Origin of the sequence: Streptomyces thermocarboxydus (genome assembly GCF_024760485.1) — a bacterium.
GTDB lineage: Bacteria > Actinomycetota > Actinomycetes > Streptomycetales > Streptomycetaceae > Streptomyces > Streptomyces cellulosae.
Genome location: NZ_CP058273.1, coordinates 2,814,868 through 2,831,163, shown reverse-complemented (window position 1 = coordinate 2,831,163; position 16,296 = coordinate 2,814,868). Strand labels below are relative to the sequence as shown.

Annotated in this window: 11 protein-coding genes; 5 read left to right on the top strand and 6 right to left on the bottom strand. The window is 73.8% G+C overall.

From position 1 onward, the window contains the following. Nucleotides 1–125: 125 nt before the first annotated feature. Together AY578_RS12950 and AY578_RS12945 are read right to left on the bottom strand one after the other, a co-directional pair. Nucleotides 126–1,334 carry an LCP family protein gene (locus tag AY578_RS12950; RefSeq protein WP_019527156.1) on the bottom strand — a complete coding sequence of 403 codons (1,209 nt, stop codon included), beginning with the start codon at nt 1,332–1,334 and terminating at the stop codon, nt 126–128. Between the two features lie 164 nt (nt 1,335–1,498). Next, the gene (locus AY578_RS12945; protein ID WP_136239189.1) at nt 1,499–2,260 is read right to left on the bottom strand and encodes a TIGR03089 family protein; all 762 of its coding nucleotides are present in this window, start codon (nt 2,258–2,260) and stop codon (nt 1,499–1,501) included. Nucleotides 2,261–2,382: 122 nt separating this feature from the next. On the opposite strand from AY578_RS12945, the gene AY578_RS12940 reads away from it, so the two are divergent. Next, a complete protein-coding gene (locus AY578_RS12940) occupies nt 2,383–4,023 on the top strand; it encodes an N-acetylmuramoyl-L-alanine amidase (RefSeq protein WP_258902377.1) in 1,641 nt (546 codons plus the stop codon). A 118-nt stretch (nt 4,024–4,141) separates the two neighbouring features. Continuing rightward, on the top strand, nt 4,142–5,224 hold the full coding sequence (gene manB / locus AY578_RS12935; RefSeq protein ID WP_019527153.1) for a mannose-1-phosphate guanylyltransferase: 1,083 nt from the start codon (nt 4,142–4,144) through the stop codon (nt 5,222–5,224). 638 nt (nt 5,225–5,862) lie between these two features. Here the strand turns inward: manB and AY578_RS12930 are convergent. The 4 genes from AY578_RS12930 to AY578_RS12915 are packed head-to-tail and all read right to left on the bottom strand — an operon-like array spanning nt 5,863 to nt 9,756. Next, the gene (locus AY578_RS12930) at nt 5,863–6,867 is read right to left on the bottom strand and encodes a DNA-3-methyladenine glycosylase family protein (protein ID WP_019527094.1); all 1,005 of its coding nucleotides are present in this window, start codon (nt 6,865–6,867) and stop codon (nt 5,863–5,865) included. 50 nt (nt 6,868–6,917) lie between these two features. Further along, the gene (locus AY578_RS12925) at nt 6,918–8,225 is read right to left on the bottom strand and encodes a coenzyme F420-0:L-glutamate ligase (protein ID WP_136239187.1); all 1,308 of its coding nucleotides are present in this window, start codon (nt 8,223–8,225) and stop codon (nt 6,918–6,920) included. After that, nucleotides 8,222–9,181, bottom strand: coding sequence for a 2-phospho-L-lactate transferase (gene cofD, locus AY578_RS12920; RefSeq protein WP_215049351.1), 960 nt, complete (start codon nt 9,179–9,181; stop codon nt 8,222–8,224). The genes AY578_RS12925 and cofD overlap by 4 nt, the downstream gene beginning before the upstream one ends. 41 nt (nt 9,182–9,222) lie before the next feature. Next, a complete protein-coding gene (locus AY578_RS12915; protein WP_215049350.1) occupies nt 9,223–9,756 on the bottom strand; it encodes a cysteine dioxygenase in 534 nt (177 codons plus the stop codon). Between the two features lie 723 nt (nt 9,757–10,479). On the opposite strand from AY578_RS12915, the gene AY578_RS12910 reads away from it, so the two are divergent. From AY578_RS12910 to AY578_RS12900, 3 genes are all read left to right on the top strand, one after another. Next, the gene (locus AY578_RS12910; protein ID WP_019527098.1) at nt 10,480–10,743 is read left to right on the top strand and encodes a WhiB family transcriptional regulator; all 264 of its coding nucleotides are present in this window, start codon (nt 10,480–10,482) and stop codon (nt 10,741–10,743) included. Between the two features lie 212 nt (nt 10,744–10,955). Next, on the top strand, nt 10,956–14,702 hold the full coding sequence (locus AY578_RS12905; RefSeq protein WP_251144285.1) for a glycosyltransferase family 2 protein: 3,747 nt from the start codon (nt 10,956–10,958) through the stop codon (nt 14,700–14,702). After that, complete coding sequence (locus AY578_RS12900; protein WP_215048785.1) at nt 14,699–16,273, top strand: DUF5719 family protein; 1,575 nt, start codon at nt 14,699–14,701, stop codon at nt 16,271–16,273. Before AY578_RS12905 ends, AY578_RS12900 begins: the two co-directional genes overlap by 4 nt. Nucleotides 16,274–16,296 lie beyond the last annotated feature (23 nt).

The following is a 16,296-nucleotide window of genomic DNA, read 5'->3' as shown; positions in this document are numbered from 1 at the left end:
CTCACACTAACGGGCCGGATCGGCCTCCGGCGACGTCGGTGACCAATTCCACGCCTTCACAAGGGGCAATCCACCCATTTCCATGGACAGGAGTTCGCAGCCTGTGAGTTGCCTTTGAGTTTCTTTTACGCGCAGGTGTCCTCGGCGGCGGTGTTCCCGGAGAACGTGGGCGCCGGGGACGCGCTGTCCGCCGGCGCCGTCGTTTCCTTTTCCGTGGCCTTTCGCTCACCGTCCGTATCCACGCGTACGGGTTCGTCCTTGCGTAGCCGCTCGAACAGTTTCCCGGCGGCGGGCTGGGCGAGTTGGTCGCGATTCACGTCCCCGGCGTAGGACTCCCGTGGCACGGTGAGGAATTGCACCCCTTCCGTGGGGATGTCGCGCAGCCCCCGTACGAGTTCGTACAAACCACGCAAGCTGGCGAGTTCGGGGTCGGTCGTGAGGGACGAGGTGGCCGCGTCGAGAACGGGATAGAGCTTCACCGGATTCAGCAGGATCTCGTTGCTGCGGACCTTGCTGACCAGCGCGCCGAGGAACCGCTGCTGGCGTTCGATACGCCCGGTGTCGCTGCCGTCCCCGAGGGTCTTGCGGGCGCGGACGTACCCGAGGGCCTGCTCCCCGTCCAGCGTCACGCGCCCCGCCGGCAGGCGCAGGTGGGCGTCCTTGTCGTCGATCGGCTCGTTCAGGCACACCTCGACGCCGTCCACCGCGTCGACCATGTCCTTGAACCCCTCGAAGTCGACGACGACGTGGTGGTCCACGCGGACGTCGGTCAGCTTCTCGACGGTGCGGATGGTGCAGGCCGGGCCGCCCACCTCGAAGGCCGCGTTGAACTGGGTGAACATCGGCGCGGAACGCGACCCGTCGCGGCGGCGGCAGTCGGGCACGTCCACCATCAGGTCACGCGGTATCGACACCGCGGTGGCGCTGCGCCGGCCCGCCGACAGATGCAGCAGGATCACCGTGTCCGAGCGCTCGGTGCCCGGGTCGTGTCCGTAGCGGCCGTTCTCCGCGCCCGCGCGCGAGTCCGACCCGATGAGCAGGACGTTGAGGGCGTCCTTCACCAGCGCGGTGGGCCGGTCCTTCTCGAACCGGGCGAGCTCGGCCGCCGTCGCGTCGTCCGGGGTGATGTTCCCCTCGAGCTTCATGTACACCGCCCACCCGGCGGCCGCGGCGCCCACCAGCGTGAGCGACACCCCGAGGCCCACGCCCCACACCCAGCGCCGTCGACGGCGGCGGACCGCGCCGCGCCCGGTCGGCGAGGCTCCGGCGCCGGGACCGAGCGGGCGGCCCGCCGCGCCCTGTCCCTCGGGGGGTGTGCCTGCGGTGTCGCTCATGCCGGTTCCACCCCTCCCTGCGTACGGGCCGGGACGGCGTACGGGTGCGGGCCGCCGCGCGTGCCGCTCGGTGTGTGCCGCTTGCTACGACTGTGGCCCGGGGAAGGGAGGGGTGGGGGGTGGTGCTGCGCCGAACGGGTGACGACGGTGTTCGTCGAGGCAGGTCAGCGGGCGATGACCGTGACCCGCTCGCTCTCCACCCGCTTGTCCAGGCCGTCGGCGTCCAGCCGGTCGAGGTGACGGCACAGCACCACGGAGCCGCCGGTCGCCAGCGGCGCGTACAGCCCGGCGTTCAGCCCCTCCCACGTGTCGTACGGCAGCCCGGAGAGGATGCGCGAGCCGGGGCCGGTCAGCCCGAGGTCCGGCGCCTCCGCGCGGGCCCGTTCGACGACCTCCGCGCCCGAGAACTCCCGGCCCGCCACGATCAGCGCCGGCTCCTCCGGGTCGACCGGCGCGTACGGCACGAACCGGTCGCCCTGCCCCGGCACCTCCACGGCGTAGTCCGCGAAGCCCTCAGGCGGCTGCGGGAAGCGCCCGCCGAGCGGCCGCAGGGCCAGCGCGACCCGCGGGCCCGAGCAGGCGCGGGCGGCCTCCAGTTGCTCCGGCTCCGGGCCGCTCACCACCACGTCCGCCGCGGCCGGGTCGCCGCCGACGTCCGCGACCACGCCGACCGACGCGCACGCCAGCAGCCACACCGCGGTCTGCCAGTGCGCGGGCAGCAGCAGGGTCACCCGGTCGCCCGGTTCGACGGACAGTTCGTCCTGGAGCAGGTTGGCGGTCTTGGCCACCCAATTGGCGAAGGTGGCCACGGACAATTCGACCCGCTCGCCCGTGGCGTCGTCGTAGAAGGTCACCAGGGGGCGTCCCGGGTCCGCGGCCAGCGCGGAACTCAGCAGGTCGGCAGGGGTGCGGTCGGTGGCGTTCACCCGGGCAAGCGTACGCGGCCCCCGCCGGGCGCACCCACCGTGCGGGCCATGCGCGGGCCACCGGTTCGGGGGAACGGCAGCCGACGGACCGTCATATGACCGATGGACAGATATGTCTGACTATGTCCAAGCTCAGGGGCATGCGTGGAATTCTTGCTTCCTCAATCGGCGTCACCTGCGCCGCGGCCCTCGCCCTTCCGCTCGCCCCGCCCGCCGCGGGCGCCTCGTCCGGTGGGGTCGTCGCGTCCGCGGGTGCGGTTGGTTCGTCCGCATCGTCCGCATCATCCGCATCGTCCGCCGGAGTGCGGGCCGACGTGCCCGGCAGCACCCAGTCGCTGCCCCTGCGGCCCCTGACCCACGACCGTGCCTCCGGCGCCGTCCTCGGCCTGACGCCCCGGACGGTACGGACCTTCTCCCTCCTCGGTGTCGTCTGGGACGACCCCTCCGCCGACCTGCGCGGCCGCGTGCAGGTCCGCACCCGTGAGGCCGGCACGGGGGAGTGGACCGACTGGCAGGACCTCGAGACCCACTACACCCAGGACGGGGCGGACCCGGACTCCTCGGAGGCCGCCTCCGGAAAGGCGCGGGGCGCCACCGCGCCGCTGTGGGTGGGGGAGTCGGACGGGGTCGAGGTGCGGGTGCTGCCGACAGCCGGCGAGCCGGACGACGCCGATCCTGTCGACACGGGGTCAGGTGAAGGGGTGTCAGGTGGCGCGGGGGAGGTGTCCACCCTGCCGGCCGGGATGCGGCTCGACCTGGTCGATCCGGGGGAGGCGGAGGCCGGGGAGTCCGCGGGGGGTGCGGAGCCCGTCGAGCGGGGGGAGGGTGCAGAGCCCGCTGAGGGCGCGGAGCCCGTGGGGGGCGCGGAGCCTGCGGAGGGCGCGGAGCCCCCAGAGGGCGCCGAGCCCGCCGGGCCTGCCGGGCCTGCAGAGGGTGCCGAGCCCGCCGAGCCCGCCGGGCCTGCCGGGCCTGCAGAGGGTGCGGAAGAACCCCGTACGGGCGTCATGACCGCCGCGGCCAAGGCCGCCTCCGCCGCCAACTCCGCCCTCGTGCCCCTCGGCGCCACCCGGATCCCCTCGCTCACCGCCGAGGAGACGCGGGAGGAACTCGTCACGCTGCGGGGCACCGAGCTGACAGAGCAGCAGCAGGCCAAGCCGTACATCGGGCCGCGCCCCGCCATCGTCACCCGGCGTGGCTGGGGGGCGGACGAGAGTCTGCGCGAGAAGAGCTTCGTCTACACGAGCACCGTCAAGGCGGCCTTCGTGCACCACACCGCCTCCGGCAACAACTACTCCTGCTCGCAGGTGCCTTCCCTGATCCGCGGCTTCTACCGCTACCACACCAGGAGCCTGGGCTGGCGGGACATCGGCTACAACTTCCTCGTCGACAAGTGCGGCCGGATCTACGAGGGCCGGGCCGGGGGCGTGGCCAAGCCGGTCAAGGGCGCGCACACCATGGGGTTCAACTCCAAGACCACCGGCATCGCCGTCATCGGCTCCTACGGCTCCAAGAAGCCGTCCTCCAAGGCGGTGAAGGCCGTCGCCCGGCTCACCGCCTGGAAGCTCGGACTCCACGGCATGAATCCGAAGAAGAAGACATCCCTGACGTCCGGCGGGGGCAACCTGTACGCGAAAGGCAAGAAGGTGAAGATGAAGGTGATCTCCGGTCACCGGGACGGGTTCAACACTTCATGCCCCGGGGGGAAGCTCTACAAGAAGCTGAGCACCGTGCGGTCCAAGGCGGCCAAGTACCAAGGCCGCTGAGGACCGCGCCCGCGTACGGCCCACGGGCCGGCTGCTCCGCCCCTGCCGGGGGCCGTCTGCATACACTGGCCGGCCGAAAGACAGTTCGGCCGGTCCCGGCAGGAAGCAGAGACGACAGGTGACAGAAGCGATCCTCCTGGTCGGCGGCAAGGGCACGCGACTGCGTCCGCTCACGGTGCACACGCCCAAGCCCATGGTCCCGGCGGCCGGGGTGCCGTTCCTCACGCACCAGCTCGCGCGGGCGCGCGCGGCGGGCGTGGAGCACATCGTCCTCGCCACGTCGTACCTGGCGGAGGTGTTCGAGCCGTACTTCGGTGACGGGTCGGCGCTGGGGCTGCACATCGAGTACGTCACGGAGGAGGAGCCGCTCGGCACCGGCGGCGCGATCCGCAACGTCGCCTCGCGGCTGCGCTCCGGGCCGGACGAGCCGGTGCTCGTCTTCAACGGGGACATCCTGACGGGGCTGGACATCCGGGCGCTGGTGCGGACGCACGAGACGTCCGGGGCGGACGTCTCCCTGCATCTGACGCAGGTGACCGATCCGCGGGCGTACGGGCTGGTGCCGACGGACGGGACGGGGCGGGTGCTGGCGTTCCTGGAGAAGCCGCAGACGCCTGAGGAGATCGTCACCGATCAGATCAACGCGGGGGCGTATGTCTTCCGGCGGTCGGTGATCGACACGATTCCCGCGGGGCGGGTGGTGTCGGTGGAGCGGGAGACGTTCCCGGGGCTGCTGGAGGCGGGGGCGCATCTGCAGGGGATGGTCGACTCTACGTACTGGCTGGACCTCGGGACGCCGGCGGCGTTCGTACGGGGCTCGGCGGATCTGGTGCTGGGCAAGGCGCCGTCGCCTGCCGTGCCGGGGCGGTGCGGGGACCGGCTGGTGCTGCCGACGGCACGGGTCGCGCCGGACGCGAAGCTGGCGGGCGGGACGGTGGTGGGCGAGGGGGCGTTCGTTGCGGAGGGCGCGCGGGTGTTCGGCTCCACGATCCTGCCGGGCGCGGTGATCGAACCGGGGGCGGTGGTCACGGACTCGTTGATCGGGACGCGGGCACGGGTGGGGGAGCGGGCCGTGCTGACGGGGGCGGTGATAGGCGACGGCGCGGTGATCGGGGCGCGGAACGAGCTGAGGGAGGGCGTGCGGGTGTGGTGCGACGCGCGGATTCCGGCGGGGGCGGTGCGGTTTTCGTCGGATCAGTAGGGGGTGCGGTCGGACGCCTGCGGCGGGGGGACTGAGGCGCGGTGCCTCTGACGCCTGGTGGGAGGTGCGGTTCGACGCCTGTGGCGCGGGGTTCTGCGCGGTGAGGGCTGAGGTCTGGTGCCCCTGACGCGTGGTGGGGGTTCGATGCCTGCGGCGCGGGGTTCTGTGCGGTGAGGACTGAGGTCCGGTGCCCCCGACGCCTGGTGGGGGTTGCGGTGTGACGCCTGCGGCGCATCCACCTGTCCGGTGGGGGCGGGTGTAGCGCATACGGGCGGTGGGTGGTGCGGGGCCGCGGTGGGGGCGGTCGTCCTCGGTCTGGCGCGAGAGTGCGTGCTGGAGAGGCTGAGGGCGCGGACGCGCCAGCCGCTGCGGGCGCCCACCCCCACCCCGTCCCCTCCCCGCCGCGAGCGGCTACCCCGACACCGGCGGCGTGCGGTCACCGCCAACTGCGGGCATTCGTGCCGCTGGGGCGATGGGGGTACCTCCCGCTCGAGCGAAGCCGAGAGTGGGGGAGGGTGGGCGCGGCGGCACCTCGTCGGCGCCGAGGTGCGCAAACACCCCCGGCCCCCACCAACACCGGTGTGAGAAGAACGGGAACGGGTGTGCAACGCCCGTACGGTGCTGCACGGCACGGGGTGCTAGAGACGACCGATGTCCCCGTGCGGCATACGGGGCGCCCGCCGCGGAGGCGTCCTCCCGCTCAGCAGGATCAACCGCACCGCACGGTGCCGCTGCCCCGCGTAGGGCTCCAGCAAGGACAGCATGACGGAGTCATCGGCGTCACGATCCCCCGCCAACGCCCACCCCACGATCCCCGGCAGATGCACATCCCCCACCGTCACGGAGTCCACCGCCCCATGACTCCGCTGCACCGTCTCCGCAGACGTCCAAGGCCCGATCCCCGGCACGACCTCCAGCCGCGCCCGCGCCTCCTCCGGGGGCATCCCCGCCGCCTCCTCCAGCCGCGCAGCGACCCGCACCGCGCGCAGCACGGTCGAGGCCCGCTTGTCGTCGACGCCGGCGCGGTGCCACTCCCAGGAGGGGATCAGCGCCCAGGTGCGGGGCGCGGGCATGACCGCCATCCGCTCGGGCGCGGGCCCGGGCGCGGGTACGCCGAACTTGCGGACCAGCAGCCGCCACGCCCGGTACGCCTCCCCGGTCGTGACCTTCTGCTCCAGGATCGACGGGATCAGCGACTCCAGCACCAGCCCGGTGCGCAGCAGCCGCAGGCCCGGCAGACGGTGGTGGGTGAGCGCCAGCAGTTTGTGCCGGGGCACGAACGCGGACGGGTCGTCGGCCGCGCCGAGCAGTTCGGGCAGGCGGTCCAGGAGCCAGTCGGCTCCGGGGCCCCACGCCTGGCCGCGGATCGTGTCGTCGTGCCGGGTCACCCGCAGGGTGCCGGGCCCCACGGGCGTGAGGCTGGTGCGCCACGCGGCCCCGTCCGGGGTCGTGCGGAACGTGGGATCGCCGGTGCCGCGTCGCAGCGGGCCGAGGACCAGGCCCAGGTCCAGGGGGTGGTCCGGTACGTAGGTTCGGGTCCGGGGTGAGGCCGGCGCGTCGCGGGGGCCTCGTGGGGACGGCATCGCGACATGGCCGCCGCGCACGGTGGTCCGTGTCGGGCGGGGAGCGAAGCGTCCGGCCACGAGAGTCCTTGAGGTGAGAGTGAAGAGCTCCTACGAGGGTAGGGCCTCGCTCACCGCACCTCGATGAACCGGGCGGCATCCCGCTCGGGGCGGGGGCGCGGTTCCCCGGCCGGGTGGCCCACCGCCACCGCGCCCATCGGGTCCCAGTCGTCGGGCAGGTCCAGGACGTCACGGACCACTTCGCGGCAGAACATCGTCGAGGAGACCCACGCCGAGCCGAGCCGCTCGCCCGCCAGGGCCACCAGGAAGTTCTGCACGCCCGCGCCCGTGGCGACGACGAACATCTCCCGCTCCGCGCCGTCCCTGCGGGCGTCGCCGTAGTGGTGGGAGCCGTCCATCACCAGGCAGGGCACGACCAGGTACGGGGCGTTGCGCAGGACGTCGCCGCGGCGGATCCGCCTGGCGATGGACTCCTCCGGCTTGCCGTCCCTGCGGAGGTCAGCGATCCACGCGTCGCGCATCGCGTCGAGCAGACGGGTGCGGATCTCGGCGGACTCGAGGAGGACGAAGCGCCAGGGGGTGGTGTGGTGGGGCGCGGGGGCCGTCACGGCGGCGGCGACCGCGCGGCGTACCGCGCCGGGGTCCACCGGCTCGTCCGTGAACGACCGCACCGTACGGCGCTGGGTGACCGCCTGGCGCACCGCCTCGGACGTGCCCAGGCGGAACATGTCGTCGCGGGCGACGCGGACCAGGGCGCGGGCGCCCTCGGTGTCGTCGGGGGACGTGGTGTGCGGCAGGCCGCGGACCACCGCCACGGGCAGGCCCGCCGCCTTGCCCTTGACCAGGTCACCGGCGGCGGCCAGCTCGTCGGCGGTGGCGACGATCGTGGCGGAGAGCGGGTTGCCGTGCGCGTCGGTGCCGCCGCGCAGGTCGTCCAGCACGCGCACGCCCGCCGCGCCGATCGCCACATCCGTCAGCCCCGCACGCCAGGGACGGCCGAAGGTGTCGGTGACGATCACGCCGACCTCGACGCCGAGCGCGTCACGGATGCCCTGGCGGATGGTGCGGGCGGAGGCGTCCGGGTCCTCGGGGAGCAGAAGGACGGTGCCCGGGGCCGTGTTCGAGGCGTCGACACCGGCCGCGGCCATCACCAGGCCCTGCCGGTTCTCGACGATACGCAGGGGGCCGCGCCGGGCCACCACCCGTACGGTCTCCGCGTCGATCGCGGCCTCCCGGTCGGCGGCTTCGACGATCCGGCCCTCCGCCTTGGAGACGATCTTCGAGGTGACCAGGAGGACGTCGCCGTCGGCGAGGTCGGGCGCGGCGGCCGCGATCAGCTTGGCCAGGTCGTCGCCGGGACGGACCTCGGGCAGGCCGGGGAGGGCCCAGACCCGGTAGGCGGGGTGCGCCTCGCTCATGCCGTACGGACCTCCTCGGCCAGGGCCAGCGCCTCGCCGGCCATCCGGGCGGCCGCGTCCACGTCGGTCATCATCAGCGGCACGGCCCGGCAGCGGATGCCCGCCGCCTCGACCCGCTCCACGCTCGCCGTGTCCACGGTGTCCACCAGCCAGCCGTCCAGCAGCCCCGAGCCGTAGTGCTCGGCGACCGCGGCCGCCGTGGACTCCACGCCGACGGCGGCGAGCACCTTGTCGGCCATGCCGCGCACCGGCGCGTCCCCCACGATCGGGGAGAGGCCGACCACCGGCACGCCCGCGTCGGCGATGGCCTCGCGGATGCCGGGCACCGCGAGGATCGTGCCGACGGACACCACCGGGTTGGACGGCGGGAAGAGGATCACGTCGGCCTCGCCGATCGCCTCCAGGACGCCCGGCGCGGGCTTGGCCTGCTCGGCGCCGACCGGCACGACCGCCTGGGCGGGCACCGAGGCGCGCAGCCGCACCCAGTACTCCTGGAAATGGATGGCCTTGCGCTCGCCGTCCACCTCGACCGCCACATGCGTCTCCACGCGGTCGTCGGTCATGGGAATCAGGCGCACGCCGGGCTGCCAGCGGTCGCACAGCGCCTCGGTGACCGCGCTCAGCGGGAAGCCCGCGCCGAGCATCTGCGTGCGCACGATGTGCGTCGCGAAGTCGCGGTCGCCGAGCCCGAACCAGTCCGGCCCGACGCCGTAGGCCGCGAGCTCCTCCTTGAGGTGGAAGGTCTCGTCGCTCCGCCCCCAGCCCTGCTCCTCGTTGATACCGCCGCCGAGCGTGTACATCACCGTGTCGAGGTCCGGGCAGACCTTCAGCCCGAAGAGGTGGATGTCGTCCCCGGTGTTGCCGATGACCGTGATGTCCGCGTCCGGCACGGCCCGCTTCAGACCGCGCAGGAAACGGGCACCGCCGATGCCGCCTGCCAGAACCACAATGCGCATGGGGTCATCCTCGCAGGCCGCTACGACATCGCGTCAGCCAGTCACCGGACCGTTGCCGGGCGTGCCTCGCAGTGCGGGGCGGCGGGGGAGGCGGCGGCCGTGCGGAGCCGGGACGCGGGGTGCATCGGCATCTCGGTCAGGCCCGGGTGGTAGATGTGCAGGCTGACCGCGGGTTCCAGGGTGTCGTTGACGACGTCGTGCGCGTAGCCGGGCGCGAAGACCCGCTGGTCCCCGGCGGTCAGCACGCGCGTGCCGCGCTCCGTGCGCTCGGTCAGCGCGCCCTCCAGGACGGTGAGCACGCCGGAGGAGCGGCCGTGGTCGTGCGGCCCGCTGCCCTGGCCGGGGACCCAGGAGAGCAGCCACACCTCGTAGCCGGGTCCGGTGCGCAGCCGGTGGTACCAGCGGGTGGTGGCGTCGTACCGCACGAGGGGTTCCCACTGGGCGCGGTCGGCCGCGACGGCGCGGGCCAGGCCGGCGAACTCGGCCACGGTGGAGGGGTGTTCACGTTCGGGCTGGAGCAGGTGCGGGACTTCGAGGATGTCGCCGGCGATCTGCAGGTCGCTGTCGCTGTTCATGGAGTACGGAGGTCCTCGGCGCGAAGAGGCGGGGCGGTGGGGGTGTCGCCGCGCGGGGCCCGGGTCGCGGGCGGGCGGCAGGGGGTGCCCCGGGTGGGAGCGGATTCAGCAGGAGGAGGCCGGGTCCTCGAAGGACGCGGCGTCGGCGGGAGCGCGGTGGCTCAACAGCCGGTACAGCGACAGCTACAGCGAGCGCGGGCAGCACCGAGGAACCCGGCGGAGCGGGTCGAGGTGAGTGCCGGATTCGCGAGCATGCCCACAAGGAGAGCGGTTCACACTCCCGAAGTCAACTCGAAGCCCGGTATGTGGGACCTGGTTCACCTCATCCGGTTCATCTGGCAGGCGAAAGGTTTGTTCAGCCGGTTGCCGGGACACAAGGTGCGCACGGCCGGGCGCCCCGCGCGCCGTTGCGATCTCGTGATCCGACTGTGATCCGGGTCGCCGCGGCAGGGGTGTCGGAACGGGATCGATCCTCGGGGCGTCCTCCCTTGTGAGGCCTTGTGCGAGGCCGGACGCCCACGCGGGTTCCGTCTGCGTGTCAAGGTTTAGGGTGATTTGAACACTTTCCGCTCGGCCTTGGTTCCGCAGAGTGAATAAGGGGCCCAATAGCAGATCTCGGCTTGACTCGCCCGGAGCAGCACACTTGTAATTTCACTCGTGTCGTTCAGCCGGAATCGGTAACGGCCACATCACGGGGACGCGAAAGACGGACGAGGGGCGCACATGACCGAGCTGGTGCAGCAACTGCTGGTCGACGACGCGGAAGAGGAACTCGGCTGGCAGGAGCGCGCGCTGTGCGCCCAGACCGACCCCGAGTCCTTCTTCCCCGAGAAGGGCGGCTCCACCCGGGAGGCCAAGAAGGTCTGCCTCGCCTGCGAGGTCCGCTCCGAGTGCCTCGAGTACGCCCTCGCCCACGACGAACGCTTCGGCATCTGGGGCGGTCTGTCCGAGCGGGAGCGCCGCCGCCTCAAGAAGGCCGCCGTCTGACGCGCGGCGCCCCGGGCCCCGCCCGGCGCAGTCCCGATATGCACACGCTTCTTCGTACAAACGTCACTTAAGGCCCGTCGCCGGTGGGTTGTCCACAGGCGGCGGGCCCCCTTGTTGTGCAGCCGATAGTGTGGTCGCTCGTCCGAGACGCCCCGCCGCCCCCATCGGGCACGGGCGTCCCCACAGTCCACCGAACCGGGGCCCGTACCTCGATGTCCGTGCACAGCCACACGGCAGCCCGTCAGGATTCCGCTGCCGCACCTGAGTTCCCGCGTCACGTGGTGACCGCGGTCCTCGTCTCCCACGACGGCGCCCGCTGGCTGCCGGACGCCCTGGCCGGCCTGCTCGGCCAGGAGCGCCCCGTCCAGTTCGCCGTGGCCGCCGACACCGGCAGCGCCGACGACTCCGCCCGGCTGGTCACCGAGGCCCTCGGCGACGAGCGTGTCCTGCACCTCGCCCGGCGCACCGGCTTCGGCCAGGCCGTCGAGGAGTGCCACCGCGGCGCCCCGCACCTCACCCCCGACGACCTGCCGTACCTGAGGCGGCCGAGCGGCTGGGACCCGGTCACCCGCAGCTGGCGCGACGACGCCTACGACCTGCCCGAACTGCCGTACGGCGAACCGGTCGAGTGGCTGTGGCTGCTGCATGACGACTGCGCGCCCGAGCCCGACGCGCTGGCGGAGCTGCTGCGCGTCGTGGAGAACGAGTACGAGCTCGGCCGCGAGGACGTCGCCGTCGTCGGCCCCAAGCTCCGTGGCTGGTACGACCGCAGGCAGCTGCTCGAGGTCGGCGTCTCCATCGCCAACTCCGGCCGCCGCTGGACCGGTCTGGACCGCCGCGAGCAGGACCAGGGCCAGCACGACCACGTACGGCCCGTGCTGAGCGTGTCCACCGCGGGCATGCTCGTCCGCCGCGACCTCTTCGAGCAGCTCGGCGGCTTCGACCGGCACCTGCCCCTCATGCGCGACGACGTCGACCTGTGCTGGCGGCTCAACGCCGCGGGCTACCGGGTCCTCGTCGCACCCGAGGCGGTCGTCCGGCACGCCGAGGCAGCCTCCCGTGAGCGTCGCACCGTCGACTGCGTGGGCCGCACGGCCGCCTCCCCGCACAAGGTGGACAAGGCCGGCGCCGTCCACACCCTCCTCGTCAACACCCGTACCGCCGCGCTGCCCTGGGTGCTGCTCCGGGTCGTCCTCGGCACCCTGCTGCGCACCCTCGCCTACCTGGTCGGCAAGGTGCCCGGCCAGGCCGTCGACGAGATCCGCGGCCTGATGGGCGTCCTGCTGCGTCCCGAGCGCATCCTCGCCGGACGCCGCGACCGCGGCAGCCCCCAGGTCGACAAGGGCGAGCTGCGGCCGCTGTTCCCGCCGCCCGGCGCGACCGTCCGCGTCACCGTGGAGCAGGTCGCGAGCAACCTCGTCGGCCGCTCCGACCCCGAGGCGGTCTCCGGCGCCGGACGGCACGGCAGCGCGATGGAGTCCGGGCCCGGCGGCGACGACGCCGACTTCCTCGAGATAGAGCAGTTCGCCCGCGTCAAGCGCATCGCGCGCAAACCCGGCCCCGTCCTCTTCCTGACGCTGCTGCTGGTCTCGCTGGTGGCGTGCCGTCAGCTCCTCGGCGGCGGCGCCCTGGCCGGCGGCGCCCTGCTGCCCGCGCCCGCCGCCGCGGGCGACCTGTGGGCCCGCTACACCGACGCCTGGCACGCGGTCGGCGCCGGCGGCACCGGCACCGCACCGCCCTACCTGGCCGTCGTCGCCGCACTGGCGACCCTGCTGCTCGGCTCCACCGGCCTCGCCGTCACCGTGATGCTCGTCTGCTCGGTGCCGCTGGCCGGCTTCACCGCGTACTTCGCCTCCCGCCCGCTGGTCGAGTCCCGGCTGCTGCGCGCGTGGGCGGCCGTCGCCTACGCCTTCCTGCCCGCCGCGACCGGCGCCCTGGCCTCCGGACACATCGGCACGGCCGTGCTCGCCGTGCTGCTGCCCCTCCTCGCCCGCGCCGGCATCGCCGCGAGCGGCCTCACCGCCCCCGACGGCCGCGGCAGCTGGCGCGCCACCTGGGCATATGCGCTGCTGCTCACCCTCACCACGGCCTTCACCCCGATCGTGTGGCCGATGGCGCTGGTCCTCGGCATCGGCGTGCTGGCCCTGCGCCGGGCCGATCTCAAGACCTACGGCCCGCGCTTCCTGGCGCAGTTCGGCAGCCCCCTGCTGGTGCTCGCCCCCTGGTCGCTGTCCCTGCTGCCGTTCGGCTTCTTCACGGAGGCCGGACTGCCGTTCGGACAGTCCGCCGCGTCCGCGCTCGACCTGCTCGGCGCCAGCCCCGGCGGACCGGGCACCAGCAGCGGGCTGCTGCTGATCGGCCTGGTCCTCGCCGCGCTGGCCGCCCTGCTGCGCGCCGAGCGCCGCACGGCGATCCTCACCGCGTGGACGGCCGCCCTGGTGGGCCTCGTCTTCGCGGCCCTGTCGAACGGCTCCGCCTGGGCGGGCCCCGCCACCCTCGTCTACGGCATCGCCCTGCTGGCCGCCGGCACACTGGGCGCCGACGGCGCCCGCGCGCGTGTCGCCGAGATGAGCTTCGGCTGGCGCCAGCCGGTCGCCGCGCTGATCGCCCTGGCCTGCGCCGTCGGACCGCTGGTCCTCGCCGTCGGCTGGATGGCCGGCGGCGCCGACGGCCCCGTCGAGCGGCGCGAACCGGTGCAGGTGCCGGCGTTCGTCGCCGAGGAGAGCGCCACCCGCGACCAGGCCCGCACCCTGGTCCTCGACACCGACTCCGCCGACCGCGTCGACTACGTCCTGGTGCGCGGCTCGGGGGCCCGCATGGGCGACGCGGAGATCGCCGCCCAGGACGGCGAGAACGAGCTGCTGGACAAGGTCGTCGCCAACCTCGTCGCCGGTTCCGGCGCCGACCAGGCCGACCAGCTCGGCGGCTTCGCCGTCCGCTACGTCCTGGTGCACACGGGCGCCCCGCGCGAGGTCACCCGGGTACTGGACGCCACGCCCGGTCTGAGCCGGCTCAGCCAGCAGGCGGGCGGCGCGCTGTGGCGGGTGGACCGTCAGGTCGCCCGCGCGGTGGTCGTGCCCGCCGGGGGCAAGGGCGAGCCGGAGCCCGTGGCCGCCGGCCCGGTCGAGATCCACACCGAGATCGAGGACGGCGCGGAGGGCCGCGTCCTGCGCCTGGCCGACTCCGCCGCCGAGGGCTGGACCGCCACGCTCGACGGCAAGGAGCTCACCCCGACCACGGTCGACGGCTGGGCCCAGGGCTTCGAGCTGCCCGCGTCGGGCGGCGCCCTGGACGTCACCTACGACGAGCCGTTCACCCACACCCTGTGGATGTGGGCGCAGGGCCTGCTCGCGATCGTCCTCGTCGTCATGGCGCTGCCCGGCCGCAGCCGTGACATCGACGACGACCTGCCCGAGGAGGCGCCCGTCCCGGCCGAGGCCATGGCAGGCGAGGGCCGCCGCGCCCGTCGCCTGCGCGCCCAGGCCGAGGCGGAGGCCGCAGCCGCGGCGGCGGCCGACGGCGGCGACCCGGACGGCAGCAACGGCACGGACGCCGACGCCATGGACGCGCCCGGCCCGGACCCGTACGGCACAGGGGACGGCGAAGGCGCCATGCCCGCCCCGCCGGAGCAGCCCCCCGCGACCGTCCCGCACCAGGCCGGCTACGGCGACTGGGACCAGGGGCAGTACCAGAACGCGGACTACGACGAGAACGCCTACGCGGCCGCGCCCTACCAGCAGCAGTACCCGGCGGACGGCTACGGCGGACAGCAGTACCAGGCGGAGGGCTACCCGCAGCAGGACGGCGCGTACGACCCCTACGGCTACGGCGCCCCGCAGCAGGGCTACGACCAGACGTACCCGCAGGGGTACGACGGGACGGCGTACCAGCAGGGCTACGACCCCGCCTACGACCCCCACGGCACGGGCAACGAGCGTCCTGACGGGAGCCAGCAGTGAACCGCACCACCCTGTCCCTGATCGCGGGCGCCGCCGCGCTCGCCGCCGTCACCGGCTTCGCCGCGCTCACCGCGCCCGGCCCCGAGGCGGCCGAGCAGCCGGCCGGGGCGGCGGCCACCCTGCCCGTGGAGCGCACCGGCCTGCTCTGCCCGCAGCCCAGCACCTCCGACCTCGCCGAGACGACCTACACCTCGTTCACCCCGGTCACGGAGGGCGCGGACGACAAGGGCACGGCCGTGCTCCGGTCGGCCGCGCGGCAGACCGTCCCGGACGAGGACGCCTCCGCCGACGAAGAGGACGAGAAGGACGGGGAGGACGCCTCCGCCGACGAGGAGAGCGAGAAGGGCGGCAAGGGCTCCGCGAAGGACGACCAGGGCGGCAAGCCCGTCCTCCAGCTCAAGGAGCCCGGCACGCCGGTGACCGCCGAGGCGGAGGGCGCCGACGCCCCCGCACTCGTCGGCACGGCGGACGGCCGCTTCGCGTCCGGCTGGACCGCGCAGCAGACCACCGAGGTCACCGCGGGCACCGGCCGCGGCCTCCAGGGCGTCGCCTGCTCCGCCGCCGACACGCAGTTCTGGTTCCCCGGCGCCAGCACGGACGACACCCGCACCGACTACATCCACCTGACCAACCCGGACGACTCCGCGGCCGTGGTCGACATCGAGCTCTACGGCAAGGACGGCGAGCTCGAGACGACGGTGGGGGAGGGCATCACGGTCAAGCCGCGCTCCTCCGAGCCGGTGCTGCTGTCCACGCTCACCGCCGAGAAGCAGACCGACGTCACCGTGCACGTGGTGGTGCGCAGCGGCCGGGTCGGCGCCGCCGTGCAGGCCCTGGACGACGAGACGGGCGGCGACTGGCTGCCCGCGTCGGCCGACCCGTCGGGCAGCCTGGTCCTGCCCGGCATCCCGAAGGACGCCACGGCCGTCCGCCTGGTCGCCTTCACGCCCGGGGACGCCGACGTCGACCTGAAGGTGCGCCTCGCCGCCCCCTCCGGTCTGATCACCCCGGCAGGCAACGAGACGCTGCACCTCAAGGGCGGCATGACGGCGGCCTTCGACCTGGGCGACCTCACCCGTGGCGAGGCCGGCTCCCTGGTGCTGACCGCGCCGGACGCCTCCGTGCCCGTGGTGGCGGCGGTGCGGGTGCTGCGAGGCGAGGAGGGCAAGCAGGAGTCGGCGTTCATCCCGGCGGCCCGCCCGGTCCAGACGCGCGCGACGGCCCTGGACAACACCGCCAAGGGCACCACCCTCTCGGTCACCGCGCCCGAGGGCGCCGCCGAGATCAGGGTGACGGCCTCCGCGGGCACCAAGGGCGGCACGCCGCAGACGAAGACGTACAGCATCAAGTCGGGGACGACGCAGGACATCGAGGCGCCCGTGCCCGCGGGCCTGAAGGGCAGCTACGCCCTGACGGTGGAGACGCGGTCGGGCGGCCCCGTCTACGCCTCGCGCACCCTGGCCTCGACGGAGGGCGGCGTCCCGTTCTTCACGGTGCAGCCGCTCCCGGACGACCGGGGCATGGTGGCGGTGCCGGAGGCGTCCGAGGACCTGTCCGTCCTCCAGCGGTAGCAGCAGGAGCCCCCAGGACCCCC

Excerpts from the sequence above, each read along its gene's own strand:
- AY578_RS12950 (WP_019527156.1), bottom strand. The coding sequence starts at position 1,334 with ATGAGCGACACCGCAGGCACACCCCCCGAGGGACAGGGCGCGGCGGGC.
- AY578_RS12940 (WP_258902377.1), top strand. The coding sequence starts at position 2,383 with ATGTCCAAGCTCAGGGGCATGCGTGGAATTCTTGCTTCCTCAATCGGC.
- AY578_RS12925 (WP_136239187.1), bottom strand. The coding sequence starts at position 8,225 with ATGAGCGAGGCGCACCCCGCCTACCGGGTCTGGGCCCTCCCCGGCCTG.
- cofD (WP_215049351.1), bottom strand. The coding sequence starts at position 9,181 with ATGCGCATTGTGGTTCTGGCAGGCGGCATCGGCGGTGCCCGTTTCCTG.
- AY578_RS12915 (WP_215049350.1), bottom strand. The coding sequence starts at position 9,756 with ATGAACAGCGACAGCGACCTGCAGATCGCCGGCGACATCCTCGAAGTC.
- AY578_RS12910 (WP_019527098.1), top strand. The coding sequence starts at position 10,480 with ATGACCGAGCTGGTGCAGCAACTGCTGGTCGACGACGCGGAAGAGGAA.
- AY578_RS12905 (WP_251144285.1), top strand. The coding sequence starts at position 10,956 with ATGTCCGTGCACAGCCACACGGCAGCCCGTCAGGATTCCGCTGCCGCA.